This is a genomic window from Paenibacillus sp. Soil766 (assembly GCF_001428105.1).
Lineage (GTDB): Bacteria > Bacillota > Bacilli > Paenibacillales > NBRC-103111 > Paenibacillus_E.
In genome coordinates, this window is the sequence record NZ_LMSJ01000006.1 from 108,152 (window position 1) to 122,893 (window position 14,742).

Sequence of the window (14,742 nt, forward strand, 5' to 3'; positions counted from 1 at the left end):
AAATACAACGACCACATGAAGTGTTATATTTTCTATAGTACAACACATATTGGAGGGCGAGTAGGTTGATTAAGCATAATGGAAGCGGAAATTTAACTACCGAACAATCACAGTTTTACGAGGAACAGGGCTATCTCATCATTCCCCAGTTATTGTCTGAAGAAGACTTAGCCTCTGCTCGTGAAGCAATGACTCAGAAGGTGTCGATGATTGCGGACGAACTGTTCGCGGATGGACTGATTACGGATCAGCTGGAAGATAGGCCGTTTCCCAATCGCTTAGCAGAGCTATTTCAGGATCTGTCCGCTGAAAACTTTCTGAAATACGGCCGAAGCTGGCGCGATCGCATCCCTGGCTACTTCACATTGATGAGCAATCCGAAAATTTTGGATGCGGTAGAATCGTTAATTGGCGGAGAGCTATTCGCTAATCCGGTATATAACGTACGACCGAAGGTCCCGAAAGTAGCAGCTGGCGCAGTACCTTGGCATCAAGATAAATCCTATTGGCCGGATGCGAATGCGAATCCTGTTATTACCGTCTGGATCCCGCTTGTCGACGCAAACGAAGTCAATGGTTGCCTCCATATCAAGCCACAGACACATCGCAAACGTGTGCTCAAATGGCATCGTGAAACCTACACAGGAACAGGCTATACCGCGCTCAAAGATAGTCAACTTGGCAAAACAGAAACCGTTGCCTTGCCTGTACCCGCAGGAAGTGCGATTCTGTTCAACGATCGCTGCCTCCATATGTCCACCCCGAATATGTCTGATACGGTTCGGTGGAGTGTTGATTTACGCTATCAGCCTACAGATCAGGACCCCATGGTGAAGCACGGTATTGGCTTTCTAGCCAGAAGCTACAAATACCCATCACGTGTCGCTACCCTGGAAGATTGGCTGGCCGGAAGGCCAGAACACTTGGAATAAGTGAATGCGGAAGAAGTTTGTTGGTGGAGCTTGTAGGTGATGGTGGTTGGGGTTGGTTGGGGTTGGTGGTTGGGGTGGTTGGGGATAGATGGTGGTGGCTAAGGATGGCTGGCGATGGCATTCGAACGACCCGAGCGCTACTCAACTTGTATTAACTGGAAAATGTACAGCTATTTACGCGAAATTTGCTCGAAAACTCGATTTAAATGGAAAACATGTAGCTAATTGTGCCCCTTTTGTCTAGATTGGGAGAAATGATTAAAAATAACTGTAGGTTTTCCATCTACTTTGCATTTACTCGAAAAATCGAAAGATTTTACTGTACAAAATCCATCTATTTTCCGCTGGAGCCGAAAATAAATCGCCCAACTAACATGCTGTTGCCCGTAACCGAAAAAACCTCTAAGAGAATCTTTTATCGAAGTCCTTCGAGGATGAGCGACCACGTTTAGTATTTATCACTAATTCCCAGTAGCGGAAGCTATGTAGTGAGAAGTAGTGAGCAAAGGCAGTCCTAAAAGTAGATGAATCTACTCGGACTGCCTCTTCATAATTCTTACAGTGTTACCTTAAAAGTACAAATTTCAAATGGTTTAATAGACAGCTCGATCGTGTCCCCTTGATTCATTTCTCCGAAAGGTCTCTCCATGAGATTACATTCCTGCCATGTCTTCACGGCATAATCACTTGTGAGGGTAACACGATGACGTGAGCCTGTAAACTCGTGGAGACGGACGATTAGCGCGTCGCTATCTGTAAATATGCTGTTTTTATACCTGACTCGTTGTTGGCTTGGGCTCCCGCATCCCGAAGTGGAATAGCTGAAAGCTCCGCGCAGTCCCCGCGCTAGTGCAGCAAAAAGTCCCTCGGATTCATACCCGAAGGACTCACAAGATTCACAAGGGTTTACATGCTGCCCTTGCGAATCCAAACTGTCATCTCGCCTACCCCTCGATTGCCCCAGAGATAATACGGTACCGCCTTCAGCTTCACTCGTTCTGAAACCTGCTGTTGTTGAGTTAATGGACGGTACGGCGTATCCTCCGACCAAGAAGCGGACTCGTTGGCATAGCCTTCCGCCTCAATCACGACGGCGCCGCCTAACAAGCTTGCCTCATAATTCACCTGCAGCTGCTGCATCACATCTATCGACACCGTAGCCAGAGGTGTGCCATTATCCACTTCTTCCAGACAATACACCAGTGGTCCACGTTCAATCGCAACTTTGCCCGCATTAGCACGGATCTCGGGATGAGCGATAGTCAACTGGGCCTTGACCGCAAGTTCCCACTCCACAATGTCCCCTTGCTGCCATTGCCTCTCAACTGATGCATAGCCATTCACCGTTGCATAAGCTGTCAGCACACCGTTGATTTTCATAACAGCTCCACCATGGCTCCAGGATGGAATACGCAGCGCAAGTGTAAACGTCTCTTGCGGAGCCAATGTTAGCTCTATTCGAACATAACCTTCCCATGGAAGCTTAGACTGCTGGGTAAAGGCAACTTCACCAACGGCAAGCTCAAAGCGAGCCTCGCTGCCGATAAACAGATGTGTGTAGACCGTATTATGCGCTGCGGATGACGTGTAAATATAACTGTTCAATGAACTAAGCAAGCGTGCCACATTCGGAGGGCAGCACGAGCAGCCAAACCACTTCTGCCGTTCTGCTTTGACATGGCGACGACCTGGATTTAATACAGATGCTTTCGGCCATACTTCCAGCGGATTCACATAAAAATAATGCTTGCCGTCCTGAGACATGCTGCCAATGACATTGTTGAACAGCGCACGCTCCATGATGTCTGCATACTCGCTCTTCGCTTCTAGCTGCAGCATACGTTGCGCAAAGAAGATGAGGCCGATTGAGGCACACGTTTCAGCGTAAACTGTATCGTTGGGCATATCATAATCGAACGTAAATGCTTCACCGTGATGTGTTGAGCCTATGCCACCTGTGATGTACATCTGCTTCTTAGTTGTGTTATCCCATAGACGGCGACAGGCAGTGAGCAAATCTTGATCTCCCGTCAGTCTGGCAAGATCAGCCATAGCTGTATACATATAAACAGCACGCACCGAATGTCCGATGGCTACTTCCTGCTCTCGGACCGGCTTATCAGCTTGATTATACGCCATTTGCGCTACACTCGGAATGGGTTGCTTCTTTTGCGTCCAATAGCTATAACCTTCTCTTTGTTTACATTCTTCAACTAGAAAGTTTGGTTCAGCACCCCGCTCATCAATGAAAAACTGAGCCAGCCTCACATAGCGTTCTTCCCCCGTTGCCTGAGCAAGCTTAATGAGTGCAAGCTCGATTTCTTGATGACCGTCATAACCTCGGATTTGACCAGGCTCACGACCGAAAATCGTTTCAATATAGTCAGCGAATTTGCACACGACATCTAACAGTTTTCTTTTTCCCGTCGCATTATAGTAAGCAACAGCCGCCTCCATCATGTGACCAGCACAATATAATTCATGCGCTTCATACAAATTCGTCCATGCCTGACCGGGCTCTTTAATCGTAAAATACGTATTTAAATAACCATTCTCGTGCTGTGCTTTGGCAATCAGTTCAATGACCTCATCGGCCGTTTGTTCCAACTTAGGATCCGGTGTATTCGCCAGAGAATAGCCAACTGCTTCGAGCCACTTGGCAAGGTCGCTATCCTGAAAAATGAACCCGCCAAACTCGCCTTCTTCCAGCCCTGCTGCGATACGGAAATTGCGAATGGCATAGCTAGGTTCTGCATCAGCAATCGCATCATTCAAGGCATCCCATTGATACGGAATAACCGTCCCTCGTACAAGCTCCATAAATGGATCCCAGAATGAATCTTGTATGCGTATCTTAGTCATAGCTTCCTGTGTACGTGATGAATTCACCATATGTAGAATCTCCTCTTGTCGTCTTATTTTATATAACATTTGATTATCAACTACTTACAGTTTATCCTTATAAATAAAGAGAAACTATGAATAATTCCAACTTAGTTTATATAAAATTTAACACTAAACAAGGGAGAAGATACGATGAATGGACTTAGCCATATCTGGATGGAACTACCCCCACTGCCCTATTACCTCATGATTGGCTTGTCAACCTACCGTCCCGGCGAAATGCACCCAAGTCGACGTCATTTAGGCATTTTTGATCTTCTCTGGGTGACCAAAGGGACTTTATATATCGGTGAAGATGATAAAGAGTGGGAGGTTGCGGAGGGTCAAGCCTTATTACTGCTGCCAGATCGCTACCATTATCCCGTCAGAGGCTGTGATACGGAGACCGTGTTCTATTGGATTCATTTTGACTTTCATGGTGTCTGGCAACAAACGCCGGATCAAGACTTAGGGACTGTTTATCCGCAGCAAGTCCGGAAGTCTTGGGAGAATCCGTATCGAATCCGCATCCCGCAATATAGCGCACCGCCCGAGTTCGCGCTTGCAGAGCGACATCTTCGCAAGCTGTTGACCGACTCGGTGCAGCATCGTTCAGAGACCTATTGGAGTGAGCAGCAGCTTTTCATGGAACTGCTTCGCCTCCTTGAGGCTGGACAGTCCCGCAACGATGCATCACCTGCGCTGATACTCGCCGACAAAGTTGAAGCGTATCTGCGCCAACATTATCAGTCCGATGTGACGAATAGCTCACTCGCCGAGGAATTTCATTTTCATCCGAATTATATTGTCAGATGTATGAAAGAAATCTATGACTGCACACCAATGGCCTACTTGCACGACTACCGAATTGAGCAGGCGAAGCTGCTGCTTATTAAAACAGAGTGGTCCATCGCGCGTATAGCTGAGCATATTGGGTTTCTCAACGCGCCCTACTTCTCCAATTGCTTCAAAGCAGCTATAGGCATCTCGCCGCTTCGCTTTCGGAAGCAGTATTCAGCATGATGAGTGTTCAATGGACAAAAAAACAAAGAAGCTAAGCGCATCATGCGACTTAGCTTCTTATAGGTACAACTGCGTTACCCCCCGTAAAAATTTGCCCGAGGGCCCTTCACGTCTAGCTTTATTCGAAACAAACCACCTGCATGAGGTTGATTCACGCTGTCCTCATCGCTAACACCTACACTAGCCGTCGTGATATATAATTCATCCATGTGATCCCCGCCAAATGCACAAGAGCTTGTTCTCTCCACCGGGACAGCAATTGAGCCTATTTTCTCACCCGTCACAGGGTTATAACGCCCTACCTGCCAGCCTCCCCATTGCGCAATCCATAACATGCCATCGTTATCCACAGCCATCCCATCTGGAAAACCTTCACCCTCGGCTATGACAACAACTATGCGCGGATTGGAGATTCGCCCCGATTCGCTATCAAAATCATAGGCTGCCACTTTCTTCGTCGGTGAGTCGATGTAGTACATGGTCGTATTATCGGGACTCCAACCTAACCCATTCGATACCGTAATGCAGCCATCCTCGAGGGTTCGAACGGTACCGTCGACATCCAGACAATAAAGTGAGCCTGTTGTAGCTGACTCATTCTGTGCCATCGTACCTGCCCAGAACCTGCCGGCTCGATCACATTTGCCATCATTAAACCGATTGTTAGGCAAATGACTCTCTGGATCCACAAGGAGTGTTAACGTCTCAGTTGCCAAATCTAGCAGATGAAAGCCTCGCTCCATGGCAAGAACCATGCCACCTTGCTGTCTTGGGACGGCGGCTCCGACCTTTTGATCCAATGCAATTGTTCGGTTGCTTCCATCAACGGGATTATACAGATGAACGGCTTGTCCATTAATATCAACCCAGATTACTTGCCCTGTTGTGTGGTCCCAGACAGGACCTTCGCCAAGATTAGCTTTTATATCCCCGATGCGTTCAATTCCATCATGCTGATGTATCATTTCCATGCCTCCTTAGAGATTCGTTCGTAATCGTTGTCATGCACTTATGACGCTGAAATGCTTCAAAAGTTGTGCCCCTCTACTCGAACTGCTGTCTACAAGTTCCCTACTAACGTGGTCATGAATATGATTGAAGTACCACATGTCTTGGGGAAGGGAGCCTTTATGATAATCCGTAAAGCTGTGCGCGTTTCAAAGCCGACAATTTCATCGACCAATCCACGCTTGATTGCAACTATTCCCGTCAACAGTCCAGCTGTACACTTTGCCATCAATCCCTTAACGAATCGGCTTTATTTTATTCAAGGTGATAACCGCCTTGGTGTTCTGGATACCAAAACCAACAAAGTCATTACCACAATTACGATTGGTCAATTGCCATACTACATCGCTATCAATACGCGAACGAATCGTATATATGTATCCAACTTTTATGATGGTACCGTATCTGTTGTCAATGGTCTTACGAACGGTGTTATTTCTACGATTAAAGTTGGTGAACGCAGCGATCATATCGCGGTTAACATACGTACGAATCTGGTGTATGTTTCAACCATCTCGTTACGTTCGCGAAACGCCAATCTCGTCGTTCTGAGCGGAGCTACGAATAGAGTACACAGCAAAATTTCATTCAGAGGACGCCCTTCGCAAATACTAATCAATGCTATAACGAATCGTATCTACGTAACCAATACCACTACGGATACATTAGCCGTAATCCGAGGAGATACCAACAAGATCATAGCTACACGGAAAGTTGGAAGAAATCCTGTCATCACACCAGTTATTGATCGGAAAACAAATCAACTCTTTGTCGCGAATAACTTAAGTAGATACAGCTCTGTCGTGAACTTGCATACCCTCAATGTCCGAAAGGTTCAGCTTGGAAGACGACAAAGAGAAATTACGCAGAACCCCCTTACGTGTCGAATTTATATTTCAAGTGCGCAAATTTCCGTGAAGGGTCGGATCTTTGTTGTAAGTAGCCGAACGAACAAGGTCATCGGTTCGTTAACCGTGCCTGCATTTACGGATGTGCTAATTAATCCACGAACAAACCACTTATTCGTTTCAGAATCAACAGAATCTGGCGCAGCTCCAATCGTCGTCTATCATGGCAGCAGCCTGAAGCCTCTCAAGAAACTCAAAGTTAGCGCTGGGTCTGGATCTTTGCTGCTTAATCCGCGCACGAATCGCATATATGTTGGCGGAGAAAAGACGATATCTGTCATCCAGGATTAGATATCGAAGCGTCTGTTGGAGCAGACTCTATCTCGCTCCCTCAGGCGGCTCTGTAACTCGATTTTTTCGAGTTACGAGTTCGCGGCATCGCCTTCGCGGCCCTGTAACTCGATTTTTTCGAGTTACGAGTTCGCGGCATCGCCTTCGCGGCTCTGTAACTCGATTTTTTCGAGTTACGAGTTCGCGGCATCGCCTTCGCGGCTCCGTAACTCGATTTTTTCGAGTTACGGGTGCGCGGCATCGCCTTCGCGGCTCTGTAACTCGATTTTTTCTAGTTACGGGTGCGCGGCATCGCCTTCGCGGCTCTGTAACCCGATTTTTTCGAGTTACAGGTGCGCGGCACCGCCTTCGCGGCTCCGTAACTCGATTTTTTCGAGTTACGGGTGCGCGGCATCGCCTTCGCGGCTCTGTAACTCGATTTTTTCGAGTTACGAGTTCGCGGCATCGCCTTCGCGGCTCTGTAACTCGATTTCACTCCCTCAGACTCCGTTTTATCCCCGAGTTCAGGGGAGTTAACACAAAACAACACCTCGTCAGGAGAGATCCTGAACGAGGTGTTGTTCAATCTAATTCAAAGCAGCATCCAATTGAGCGGCCAGTCCTGTTGCCATTTGTGACAAAACCCGGTAGCCGCTTCGCTGGAGCTCTTCCCCAGCTTTATTGTTCTGTGCGACGCCATGTAGAAATCCATCTTCCGTTAGATACGATGTGAGTGCATTCCTGGCTCTTTTACTCACTGCTAATGAGGAATCACCAAGAATACCTAGCTGCACTCCAATCGCCAAAGAAGCTGCGATAGCAGCTGAGCCCGATGTTTTCACTCCTGTCTGCGGTTCATCCACATAGACATACCATAACCCTTGCTCGGATTGGTGACCAATAATGACGTCTGCAATACGAACAAGTTCCTCTTTAAGTTCATTGATACGCACTCGAATTGCCTGAGGCATCCTAGCAAGTTCGTCATATTCATGCAGCACACGAAGTGTCCGCGCCAGTCCTAGCATATACCACGCATAAGCACGAGACCAATTCGGAAAGCTGTGACTACCATCCTCGTGATGTCTCAGATACAGATCCGCCCCACAAGTGAGTCGTTGGTTGCGAGACTCCAACTGCCGGATAGCCAGAAGAGCTAGATCTTCTCACTTATACAGCTTAGCCAGCACCGCCAACGGATAGGCAATGGTATAACTACCCTCCGCTGAAAGCATTGTTCCATCCAGGATCGTACCATCCTGCGAAGTTTCGGATAACCAGTACTCTATGGCAGCGTCAATCGCTGGATGATTCGGATCCAGTTGTGCTAACGCGGCAAAGGGCAACGTTCCCTCAATGCCATAGATGCGCCCATCAACGGGTATACTTCGTGGATTCTCATAATGAAGGGAGCCATTCGAATCGAAGAACAGATCTAAATGCCCCTTTGCCGTCCTCAGATACTTTCCTCCACCATACACACTCTCCAAATCCAGTAATCCATCTAAAACACAACCTTCTAGCCAGCCAAAAGGCTGGAGGGAAGATAAAGATGCCAGCGATGCTGACATCCTCTGCCATGGATCTTCCGGTTCAACCGTTGCGAGAAGGAGATGTGAGAATAGTAATGGTGCTTCCGCTGGACCCTCAGTAAATATCCAAAGTGGTGAGCTGCCATGGGTTAATCGTAATTCGATGCCTTCACTTGCAAGTAACTCGACATGCTCAGCAGGGAGTAGCAGCTGATAGGGCTGGAACACGGAGGCATACCTGATGTCCCACTCACCGATGAAAGTCCCCGTCAGCGCTGAACGAGCCTCGACTCGTACTTCCTCACGAACATCAAGTGCCACAGTCATTCTCAGGTACGCCGGCAGTCCCGTAACCTCACTCTTCCATAAAAGTCGTACACTTTGTTCAGATGTTTCACCAATCGCAACTGCCGTCCAGCCCATGGGAATCCGCTTTCCCTCCGGGACCTTACTGCCTCCTGCTTTAACCTGAGTAACACCAATGTAAGTAACCAAGTTCGAACCTCCTGTACCACTACTTCTGCTCTCATTTAGATGAGCACGTAGATCTCGTTCCCCTCAACCTCAACCTCATAACCTCGTAACTGCACACCACCTTCGACCAAATGCTTACCATCCGTCAAACCAAACTCCCAACCATGCCATGGGCAGCGCAATATCTCTTGATCACGGCCATATTCATATTCATAAACTAACGAGGGCAGACGAGTTCCGCACACGACACCCTCACAGACAGGCGCAGCCGCATGAGGACACATATTACGCCAAGCGTAGTAACTCCCATTTACAAGAAACACACCGATTTCGATGCCTTTTACTTCGACAATCTTGCGTCCTTTTTCTGCAAGTTCTTGGACACTGGCTGCAGCATATCTGGATTTTACTTTGCTCATAGTGAGGAATCCCCCTCACTAATAGAAACAGATGCAGCTATCTGAGCTGGGAATGTCTCATGTCCATATAACTCCAAGGCATTATCAACCAGAATACGTTGTCGCAACTCTTTGCGAATCGGTTGTAGCGCCATTTTGGGATTGTCGAAATCCCAGTGCGGATAATCCGAGGAGAACATCACCATATTATCCGCGCCCAGCATATCTAAAATCTGATTAATATGTTCTGGCTTGCTTGGCTCTTCAATGGGTTGCGTTGTTAGTCGAATATGATCTTTAATGTATTCGGATGGTAATCTTTTGAGCCAAGGAACTAAATCTCGAAGACCCTTGAAATTTTTATCCATTCGCCACATGAGATGCGGAAGCCACGCTAGTCCACCTTCAATGGCAACAAATTTGAGCTTAGGAAACTTTTCGAATACCCCTTCACAAACTAAGCTATTGACATGAGACATGTAATTGATTGGTAAAATATTGTGCCATTCTAGATAGGTTGTGGGATAGCCCGATGGTGTCGGAGCTCCTGCAATTCCTCTACCCTCCGTACCTGGATGAACGGCAACAGGCAGTCCATTACGCTCTGCCGCTTCATAAATAGGATGAAAGCAGCGCTGACCGAACAATGTGCGAGAGCCGCTGCACATAATAACTTGTATCATGTCGGGGTGCTTTGCCATCCGATCAATTTCCTTCGCAGCAGCTATCGGATCCGTATGATTGATAAGAATAGAGCCTTTATACACCGTGCTTGCTTTCAACCATGTTTCGACTAGCCAGTCATTATAAGCACTTGCAACAACATTGCCATAGTCTGGATTCGGATTCAATGAAATCCCCAATATCCCAGAACCGGTCAATATTCCATAATCAATCCCATATATATGAAAATGATGCTTCAACATATGTTGCGGGTCACTGCCAGGGATTCCACCGCCATCAGGTAAGGCATCCTTGCGCATCACACCTACGGGAGAATGCCAACCACCGCCATAGCCAGGTCCAGCGGAAAGCCAATAATCGTGCCAGACCTTAGGCAAATAAGGCAGTAAATCTCTCGAATGAGCTATCGCATTATGGACATCTGTGTCAATGATATTCGGTTTATTCATCTTCAACATCTCCTAAAAGTGTGAGCTTGTAATCGCTTATATATACAACTATAAGCCTCAGACCCGCTGACGTACATGAAGATATGTTTCGGAAAACTGGATTTTTGTTATGTCATATTTATTCTACGGAAACATCATCACATGGCCGATGGATTTCGGAATGATCACTTCGAGCTATCGCCATGGAGTTATCCATCCGCAAGCCCTATTGTGAGCAAAAGATTGCGATGCTAATGGAAGAAATCTTATTAACCTTGGGGGATACATAAGCAAAAAAATATTTTCGAAACAGTCCCAAAGATGGCCTCACCACGAAGCGGCTTGAGGGAGCAAAGATTCTACTTCTCAATACGTATCAGAACATTGAGCAGGTTGCTGCTCAATGTGGATTCCACAGTCTGTATTACTTTGCCAGAAGTTTTAGAAAGCGTGTGGGCTGTACACCAAGTGACTACCGTAAGAATATGGGGAATTAATCGATGATTGAGAGAGGTTTTAAGTCGGGAGGTACGGGCCATACTTGATAGTATCTACGAAGTAGGGAGTGGGCCGTATTTTCATAAATATCCTGTTTGGTTTTGTTGTTCCATGGGTATTCGGGATTGCCTGGTTTAAAAAAGCTCCAACCATTGCCATTCTCATCTTTCCCATCTCCGCTATTATCTCATCGCTCATCAATGCGTTTGGGTATCACGTAGATTATTGGGATTTCACTCCAAAAATTGAAGATGATGAAACGATTTCTGCACTCCCTTTTGACATTGGACTCTATCCCTTGGCAGGCTGTCTAGTCATCTATTGGATTGAATATAAGAAGAAGCATCCTCTAGTTGTCCTGACTATACTTTCAATCATATTGACAGGTCTTGAATATATCGCCTATCTCACCCGCAAAGTTGAATACAGCAATGGTTGGACAATGGGATGGACTTTTGTCTCTTATTTCATCGCTCTTGCTGCTGTGTATGGATTCTATGCGTTAGCGAGAAAGCATGGGGTAAACTTTACAAATACAAAATAATGGAAAGCGGCTTCCTGAATATATTCTGCCAAAGATGACCAATATTCGTTGGATAACTGTGACACGATGAGGCCTATGGTTTGTGTTTGCTTGCGAATCATATTCCTTGTCGTTTTGATCCGGTTTGAATTTAAGCTGATCGACTCATCGTAACAAATCTGCTGCAGCCACGTGCAAACCTTCGTGTAGCTTTCCACAAAGCTGATTTCAAAGCTATCCCATCGATTTTAATCAATGGACCATAGCGGGGCTGAGCCGTATAGAATGTTAAACAGGTCCTTCTTCTACCAAATATCCGGGCAATGATGATTCGCATCTTCCCAACGCCATGAGGTTACGATGGCATCATGGTATACGAGTTCATACAAAGATCTGTCGCCGTCCTTGCACCGAGCATCGATGATGGCCGCTCAGTATTCTTCCAAATAGTGAAAGAAATCGCCCTTTATTTGAACCAAAGAGTTATTGCGCGAATTAAGTAATACATCAATCAGCACTATATGAGCAATGTCACCATTCAATTATTGGCGGAAGAGGTTTTCCTCAGTCCAACCTACATGTGTCAATTCTTTAAGCAGGAAACCGATGAAACTATCATTGAATACCTAACGAAGGTGCTGATTGAGAAAGCCAAAGATCTCCTGAAATCACCAGATCTGAAAATATTCGTCATCGCGGAGATGGTCGGCTTCGAGAATGCTACGTATTTTACAACTGTGTTTAAAAAGATTACCGGCGTTATTTCAGGGAAATCAGGGAAAGTTTGTAAGTAACGACGAAAAAGTGAGGGAGAATGTTCCCTCACTTTTTTTATTAATGCGATCTGCATCATTTACCCTTTGGAGAAGGAGCTGGACATATCTTCCTCTACTACGCTAGCTACGGAGTTCTTTTTATATTTGGAGCTCTTGATGAGCTCCTCAAGCTTGGACTCATACGCATCAGCATCGATTGGCAGCTCGATTGTTGTCTTATTGAAAGAAGATAACATGATACTGTTCGCGAGCGTTAATCCGTTAATACCTTCGGTACCATGTGCGATTAACAGACTTTCATCCCCGTTCTCAATAGCGCTAATGAAACGCTCCATCACATAAGGATGGTTGTGCGGTACATTCAGATTAACCGGAACCTCGGTATACCAAGTCTCGATATTTTCAAATTTAGTTGGCGTGTCATAAATGTGCTCGATCATCGAAGCTCTGCCTTTGTTAATAATAATCTTATCATTCTCAAAAATTAAGTTGCCGAACTCACCTACAATTTCCATACGGTTCGTTCCAGGTGATTCAGCCGTTGTAACGATGAAATGACCAATCATGCCATTCTCATGTTCGAAATACGCGGTCACTTCATCCTCGACCTCGATGTTATGATACTTGCCAATATGTGCGAAGCCATGAATATGTGATGGCATGCCAAACAGCCATTGGTAGAGGTCCAAATTATGCGGACACTGATTCGTCAAGATACCTCCGCCTTCACCAGCCCACGTCGCCCGCCAATCACCACTATCGAAGTATAGCTGCGAACGGAACCACTTGGTGTTCACCCATGTAACACGCATCAATCTGCCTAATTCCCCGCTAGCAACGATCTCCTTCAACTTTCGATGAAACGGCAGGGTTCTTTCTTGGAACATGATGCCGAAAATAAGTTCAGGCTGCTTCGCTTTAGCTTTCTCATAAGCAGCAATGATAGCCTTCGCATCATTAACATGCACGGCGATAGGCTTTTCACAAAGCACATGGATACCTCTCTCGAAGGCCTCTATGGCAATCGCGGCATGATCGTAGTGTGGCACGGCGATGATGATCGCCTCTAGCCCAGATTCATCGAATAAGTCCACAACATGGTAATAGGCTTGTGTTTGTAACTCTGCTGCATATTTGTCCGCTTTCTCTTTTACAGTATCGCAAACACCAACGACTTCAACCCGATCCAAATCTTTGAGAATAGGAACATGCACGCCTCCACCTATTGCTCCAAGTCCAACAATGCCTACTTTCAATTTAGTTGCTGCGCTCATGGAATGAATCTCCCTCTAAGAGTATAGTTTTGTGATCTCTGCCTCATTGTATCGCTTGGAATTGCTTACACCTATGCATTATCTTCCTCTTGTTATGCACTATTTTTCGATTGATCTCATCTTTATAAAATAGTGCAAGTCATTCTTAAAATACTGCATGTTCAGTCCGTCCGCTTCTTGTTACTCTGAAATGGCAGGTAATGAACTTACGGAGGTATTGATATGAAAATTGCATTCCAAACCTTAGCCACGCCAAACTGGAGCTGGGCACATACCTTGAGTGAAGCCAAACGCATGGGCTACGATGGGATTGAACTACGAGGCATTGATGGCGAGATGTATTTGCCGAGGGCTCGTCCTTTTCTTCCTGAAAACATCGAACAAACGCTCATTGACATTGAACGCTCAGGTCTAGAAATTTGCTGTCTTGATGCTTCTTCCTCCTTCCATGATCCCGATAAGCTGGCGCAAGCCATTCAAGAAGGGAAGGACTATATTGACCTCGCAGTTCAATTGAAAGTTCCGTATATTCGCGTATTCGGAGATCTTGTGCCTCAAACGGATTCCAGAGCTGCAGTCGTCGCACGCATTTCCACTGCACTCACAGAGCTTGGGCAATATGCCGAGGGCAAGCAAGTTACCGTCTTGCTCGAGACACATGGTGATATTAACAACTACCAAATCATTCAAGAAATTCTGGCTGCAGCATCAAGCAGTGCCCTTGGTCTATTGTGGGATTTCGGACATCCCTTTTTTAATAAAGAAGACCCTGAAGTCACCTATCGCGAATTAGCTCCTTATATCAAACACACGCATGTCAAAGATGCCAAAATATTACCACTCGGTCATGAGCTTTGCCTGATCGGAGAAGGTGATGTGCCCGTGGCTGAAATGATACATATTTTGAAAAGGAATCACTATGATGGCTGGTTATCACTTGAATTTGAGAAAAAATGGTATCCCGATCTGCTAGATGAGCCCGAAGTATCCTTGCCAGCGTATATGGCGTACGTGAAAGGAATCTTAGCCTAACAAGGAAGAAGCAGCAGACTGGAGATGAACTCCTGAGCTACTGCTTCTTTCTTTATGCTGGATCATCGAATCAAGTGAGGATATTGACAATCATTCGAA

General features: G+C 46.1%; 14 protein-coding genes and 1 pseudogene. 7 read left to right on the plus strand and 8 right to left on the minus strand.

The annotated features are described in order from the left end of the window. Positions 1–65 precede the first annotated feature (65 nt). Entirely contained in the window at positions 66–932 is an 867-nt protein-coding gene (locus ASG89_RS05960) for a phytanoyl-CoA dioxygenase family protein (protein WP_057309632.1), read from the plus strand. Positions 933–1,488: 556 nt separating this feature from the next. Here the strand turns inward: ASG89_RS05960 and ASG89_RS36175 are convergent. Together ASG89_RS36175 and ASG89_RS05965 are read right to left on the minus strand one after the other, a co-directional pair. Beyond that, positions 1,489–1,863 (minus strand): glycosyl hydrolase-related protein, encoded by a 375-nt coding sequence (locus ASG89_RS36175; protein WP_162259677.1) that lies wholly within the window; start codon positions 1,861–1,863, stop codon positions 1,489–1,491. Next, positions 1,839–3,824: a glycoside hydrolase family 127 protein gene (locus tag ASG89_RS05965; RefSeq protein WP_057309634.1), complete on the minus strand. Its 1,986-nt coding sequence runs from the start codon at positions 3,822–3,824 to the stop codon at positions 1,839–1,841. The genes ASG89_RS36175 and ASG89_RS05965 overlap by 25 nt, the downstream gene beginning before the upstream one ends. 144 nt (positions 3,825–3,968) lie before the next feature. On the opposite strand from ASG89_RS05965, the gene ASG89_RS05970 reads away from it, so the two are divergent. After that, positions 3,969–4,838, plus strand: coding sequence for a helix-turn-helix transcriptional regulator (locus ASG89_RS05970; RefSeq protein WP_057309636.1), 870 nt, complete (start codon positions 3,969–3,971; stop codon positions 4,836–4,838). A 74-nt stretch (positions 4,839–4,912) separates the two neighbouring features. On the opposite strand, the gene ASG89_RS05975 is transcribed toward ASG89_RS05970, so the two are convergent. Then, positions 4,913–5,803: an SMP-30/gluconolactonase/LRE family protein gene (locus ASG89_RS05975; RefSeq protein WP_057309638.1), complete on the minus strand. Its 891-nt coding sequence runs from the start codon at positions 5,801–5,803 to the stop codon at positions 4,913–4,915. Positions 5,804–5,968: 165 nt separating this feature from the next. Here ASG89_RS05975 and ASG89_RS05980 point away from each other — a divergent pair, with 165 nt between their 5' ends. Next, positions 5,969–7,045, plus strand: a complete 1,077-nt coding sequence (locus tag ASG89_RS05980) for a YncE family protein (RefSeq protein ID WP_162259678.1) — start codon at positions 5,969–5,971, stop codon at positions 7,043–7,045. A 566-nt stretch (positions 7,046–7,611) separates the two neighbouring features. Here the strand turns inward: ASG89_RS05980 and ASG89_RS35435 are convergent. From ASG89_RS35435 to ASG89_RS06000, 4 genes are read right to left on the minus strand one after another with little or no spacing between them, the layout of a single operon-like run. Further along, complete coding sequence (locus tag ASG89_RS35435) at positions 7,612–8,160, minus strand: glycoside hydrolase family 88 protein (protein WP_162259679.1); 549 nt, start codon at positions 8,158–8,160, stop codon at positions 7,612–7,614. 30 nt (positions 8,161–8,190) lie between these two features. After that, on the minus strand, positions 8,191–9,051 hold the full coding sequence (locus tag ASG89_RS35440; protein ID WP_057309643.1) for a hypothetical protein: 861 nt from the start codon (positions 9,049–9,051) through the stop codon (positions 8,191–8,193). Positions 9,052–9,086: 35 nt separating this feature from the next. After that, complete coding sequence (locus ASG89_RS05995) at positions 9,087–9,449, minus strand: Rieske (2Fe-2S) protein (protein ID WP_057309644.1); 363 nt, start codon at positions 9,447–9,449, stop codon at positions 9,087–9,089. After that, the gene (locus tag ASG89_RS06000) at positions 9,446–10,561 is read right to left on the minus strand and encodes an amidohydrolase family protein (RefSeq protein WP_157276542.1); all 1,116 of its coding nucleotides are present in this window, start codon (positions 10,559–10,561) and stop codon (positions 9,446–9,448) included. The genes ASG89_RS05995 and ASG89_RS06000 overlap by 4 nt, the downstream gene beginning before the upstream one ends. Before the next feature lie 284 nt (positions 10,562–10,845). On the opposite strand from ASG89_RS06000, the pseudogene ASG89_RS38575 reads away from it, so the two are divergent. From ASG89_RS38575 to ASG89_RS06010, 3 genes and pseudogenes are all read left to right on the plus strand, one after another. Next, positions 10,846–11,037, plus strand: a pseudogene (locus tag ASG89_RS38575) (helix-turn-helix domain-containing protein); the annotation flags it as partial. Positions 11,038–11,105: 68 nt separating this feature from the next. Beyond that, positions 11,106–11,582 (plus strand): CBO0543 family protein, encoded by a 477-nt coding sequence (locus ASG89_RS06005; protein ID WP_057309645.1) that lies wholly within the window; start codon positions 11,106–11,108, stop codon positions 11,580–11,582. A gap of 485 nt (positions 11,583–12,067) precedes the next feature. Beyond that, positions 12,068–12,355: a helix-turn-helix domain-containing protein gene (locus tag ASG89_RS06010; RefSeq protein ID WP_268795592.1), complete on the plus strand. Its 288-nt coding sequence runs from the start codon at positions 12,068–12,070 to the stop codon at positions 12,353–12,355. 59 nt (positions 12,356–12,414) lie between these two features. On the opposite strand, the gene ASG89_RS06015 is transcribed toward ASG89_RS06010, so the two are convergent. Beyond that, complete coding sequence (locus tag ASG89_RS06015; RefSeq protein ID WP_057309649.1) at positions 12,415–13,611, minus strand: Gfo/Idh/MocA family protein; 1,197 nt, start codon at positions 13,609–13,611, stop codon at positions 12,415–12,417. A 222-nt stretch (positions 13,612–13,833) separates the two neighbouring features. Between ASG89_RS06015 and ASG89_RS06020 the strand changes: the two genes are divergently transcribed. After that, positions 13,834–14,643, plus strand: a complete 810-nt coding sequence (locus ASG89_RS06020; protein WP_057309651.1) for a sugar phosphate isomerase/epimerase family protein — start codon at positions 13,834–13,836, stop codon at positions 14,641–14,643. Positions 14,644–14,742 lie beyond the last annotated feature (99 nt).

Excerpts from the sequence above, each read along its gene's own strand:
- ASG89_RS06015 (WP_057309649.1), bottom strand. The coding sequence starts at position 13,611 with ATGAGCGCAGCAACTAAATTGAAAGTAGGCATTGTTGGACTTGGAGCA.
- ASG89_RS05995 (WP_057309644.1), bottom strand. The coding sequence starts at position 9,449 with ATGAGCAAAGTAAAATCCAGATATGCTGCAGCCAGTGTCCAAGAACTT.
- ASG89_RS05980 (WP_162259678.1), top strand. The coding sequence starts at position 5,969 with ATGATAATCCGTAAAGCTGTGCGCGTTTCAAAGCCGACAATTTCATCG.
- ASG89_RS05975 (WP_057309638.1), bottom strand. The coding sequence starts at position 5,803 with ATGATACATCAGCATGATGGAATTGAACGCATCGGGGATATAAAAGCT.
- ASG89_RS05965 (WP_057309634.1), bottom strand. The coding sequence starts at position 3,824 with ATGGTGAATTCATCACGTACACAGGAAGCTATGACTAAGATACGCATA.
- ASG89_RS05970 (WP_057309636.1), top strand. The coding sequence starts at position 3,969 with ATGAATGGACTTAGCCATATCTGGATGGAACTACCCCCACTGCCCTAT.
- ASG89_RS06020 (WP_057309651.1), top strand. The coding sequence starts at position 13,834 with ATGAAAATTGCATTCCAAACCTTAGCCACGCCAAACTGGAGCTGGGCA.
- ASG89_RS06000 (WP_157276542.1), bottom strand. The coding sequence starts at position 10,561 with ATGAATAAACCGAATATCATTGACACAGATGTCCATAATGCGATAGCT.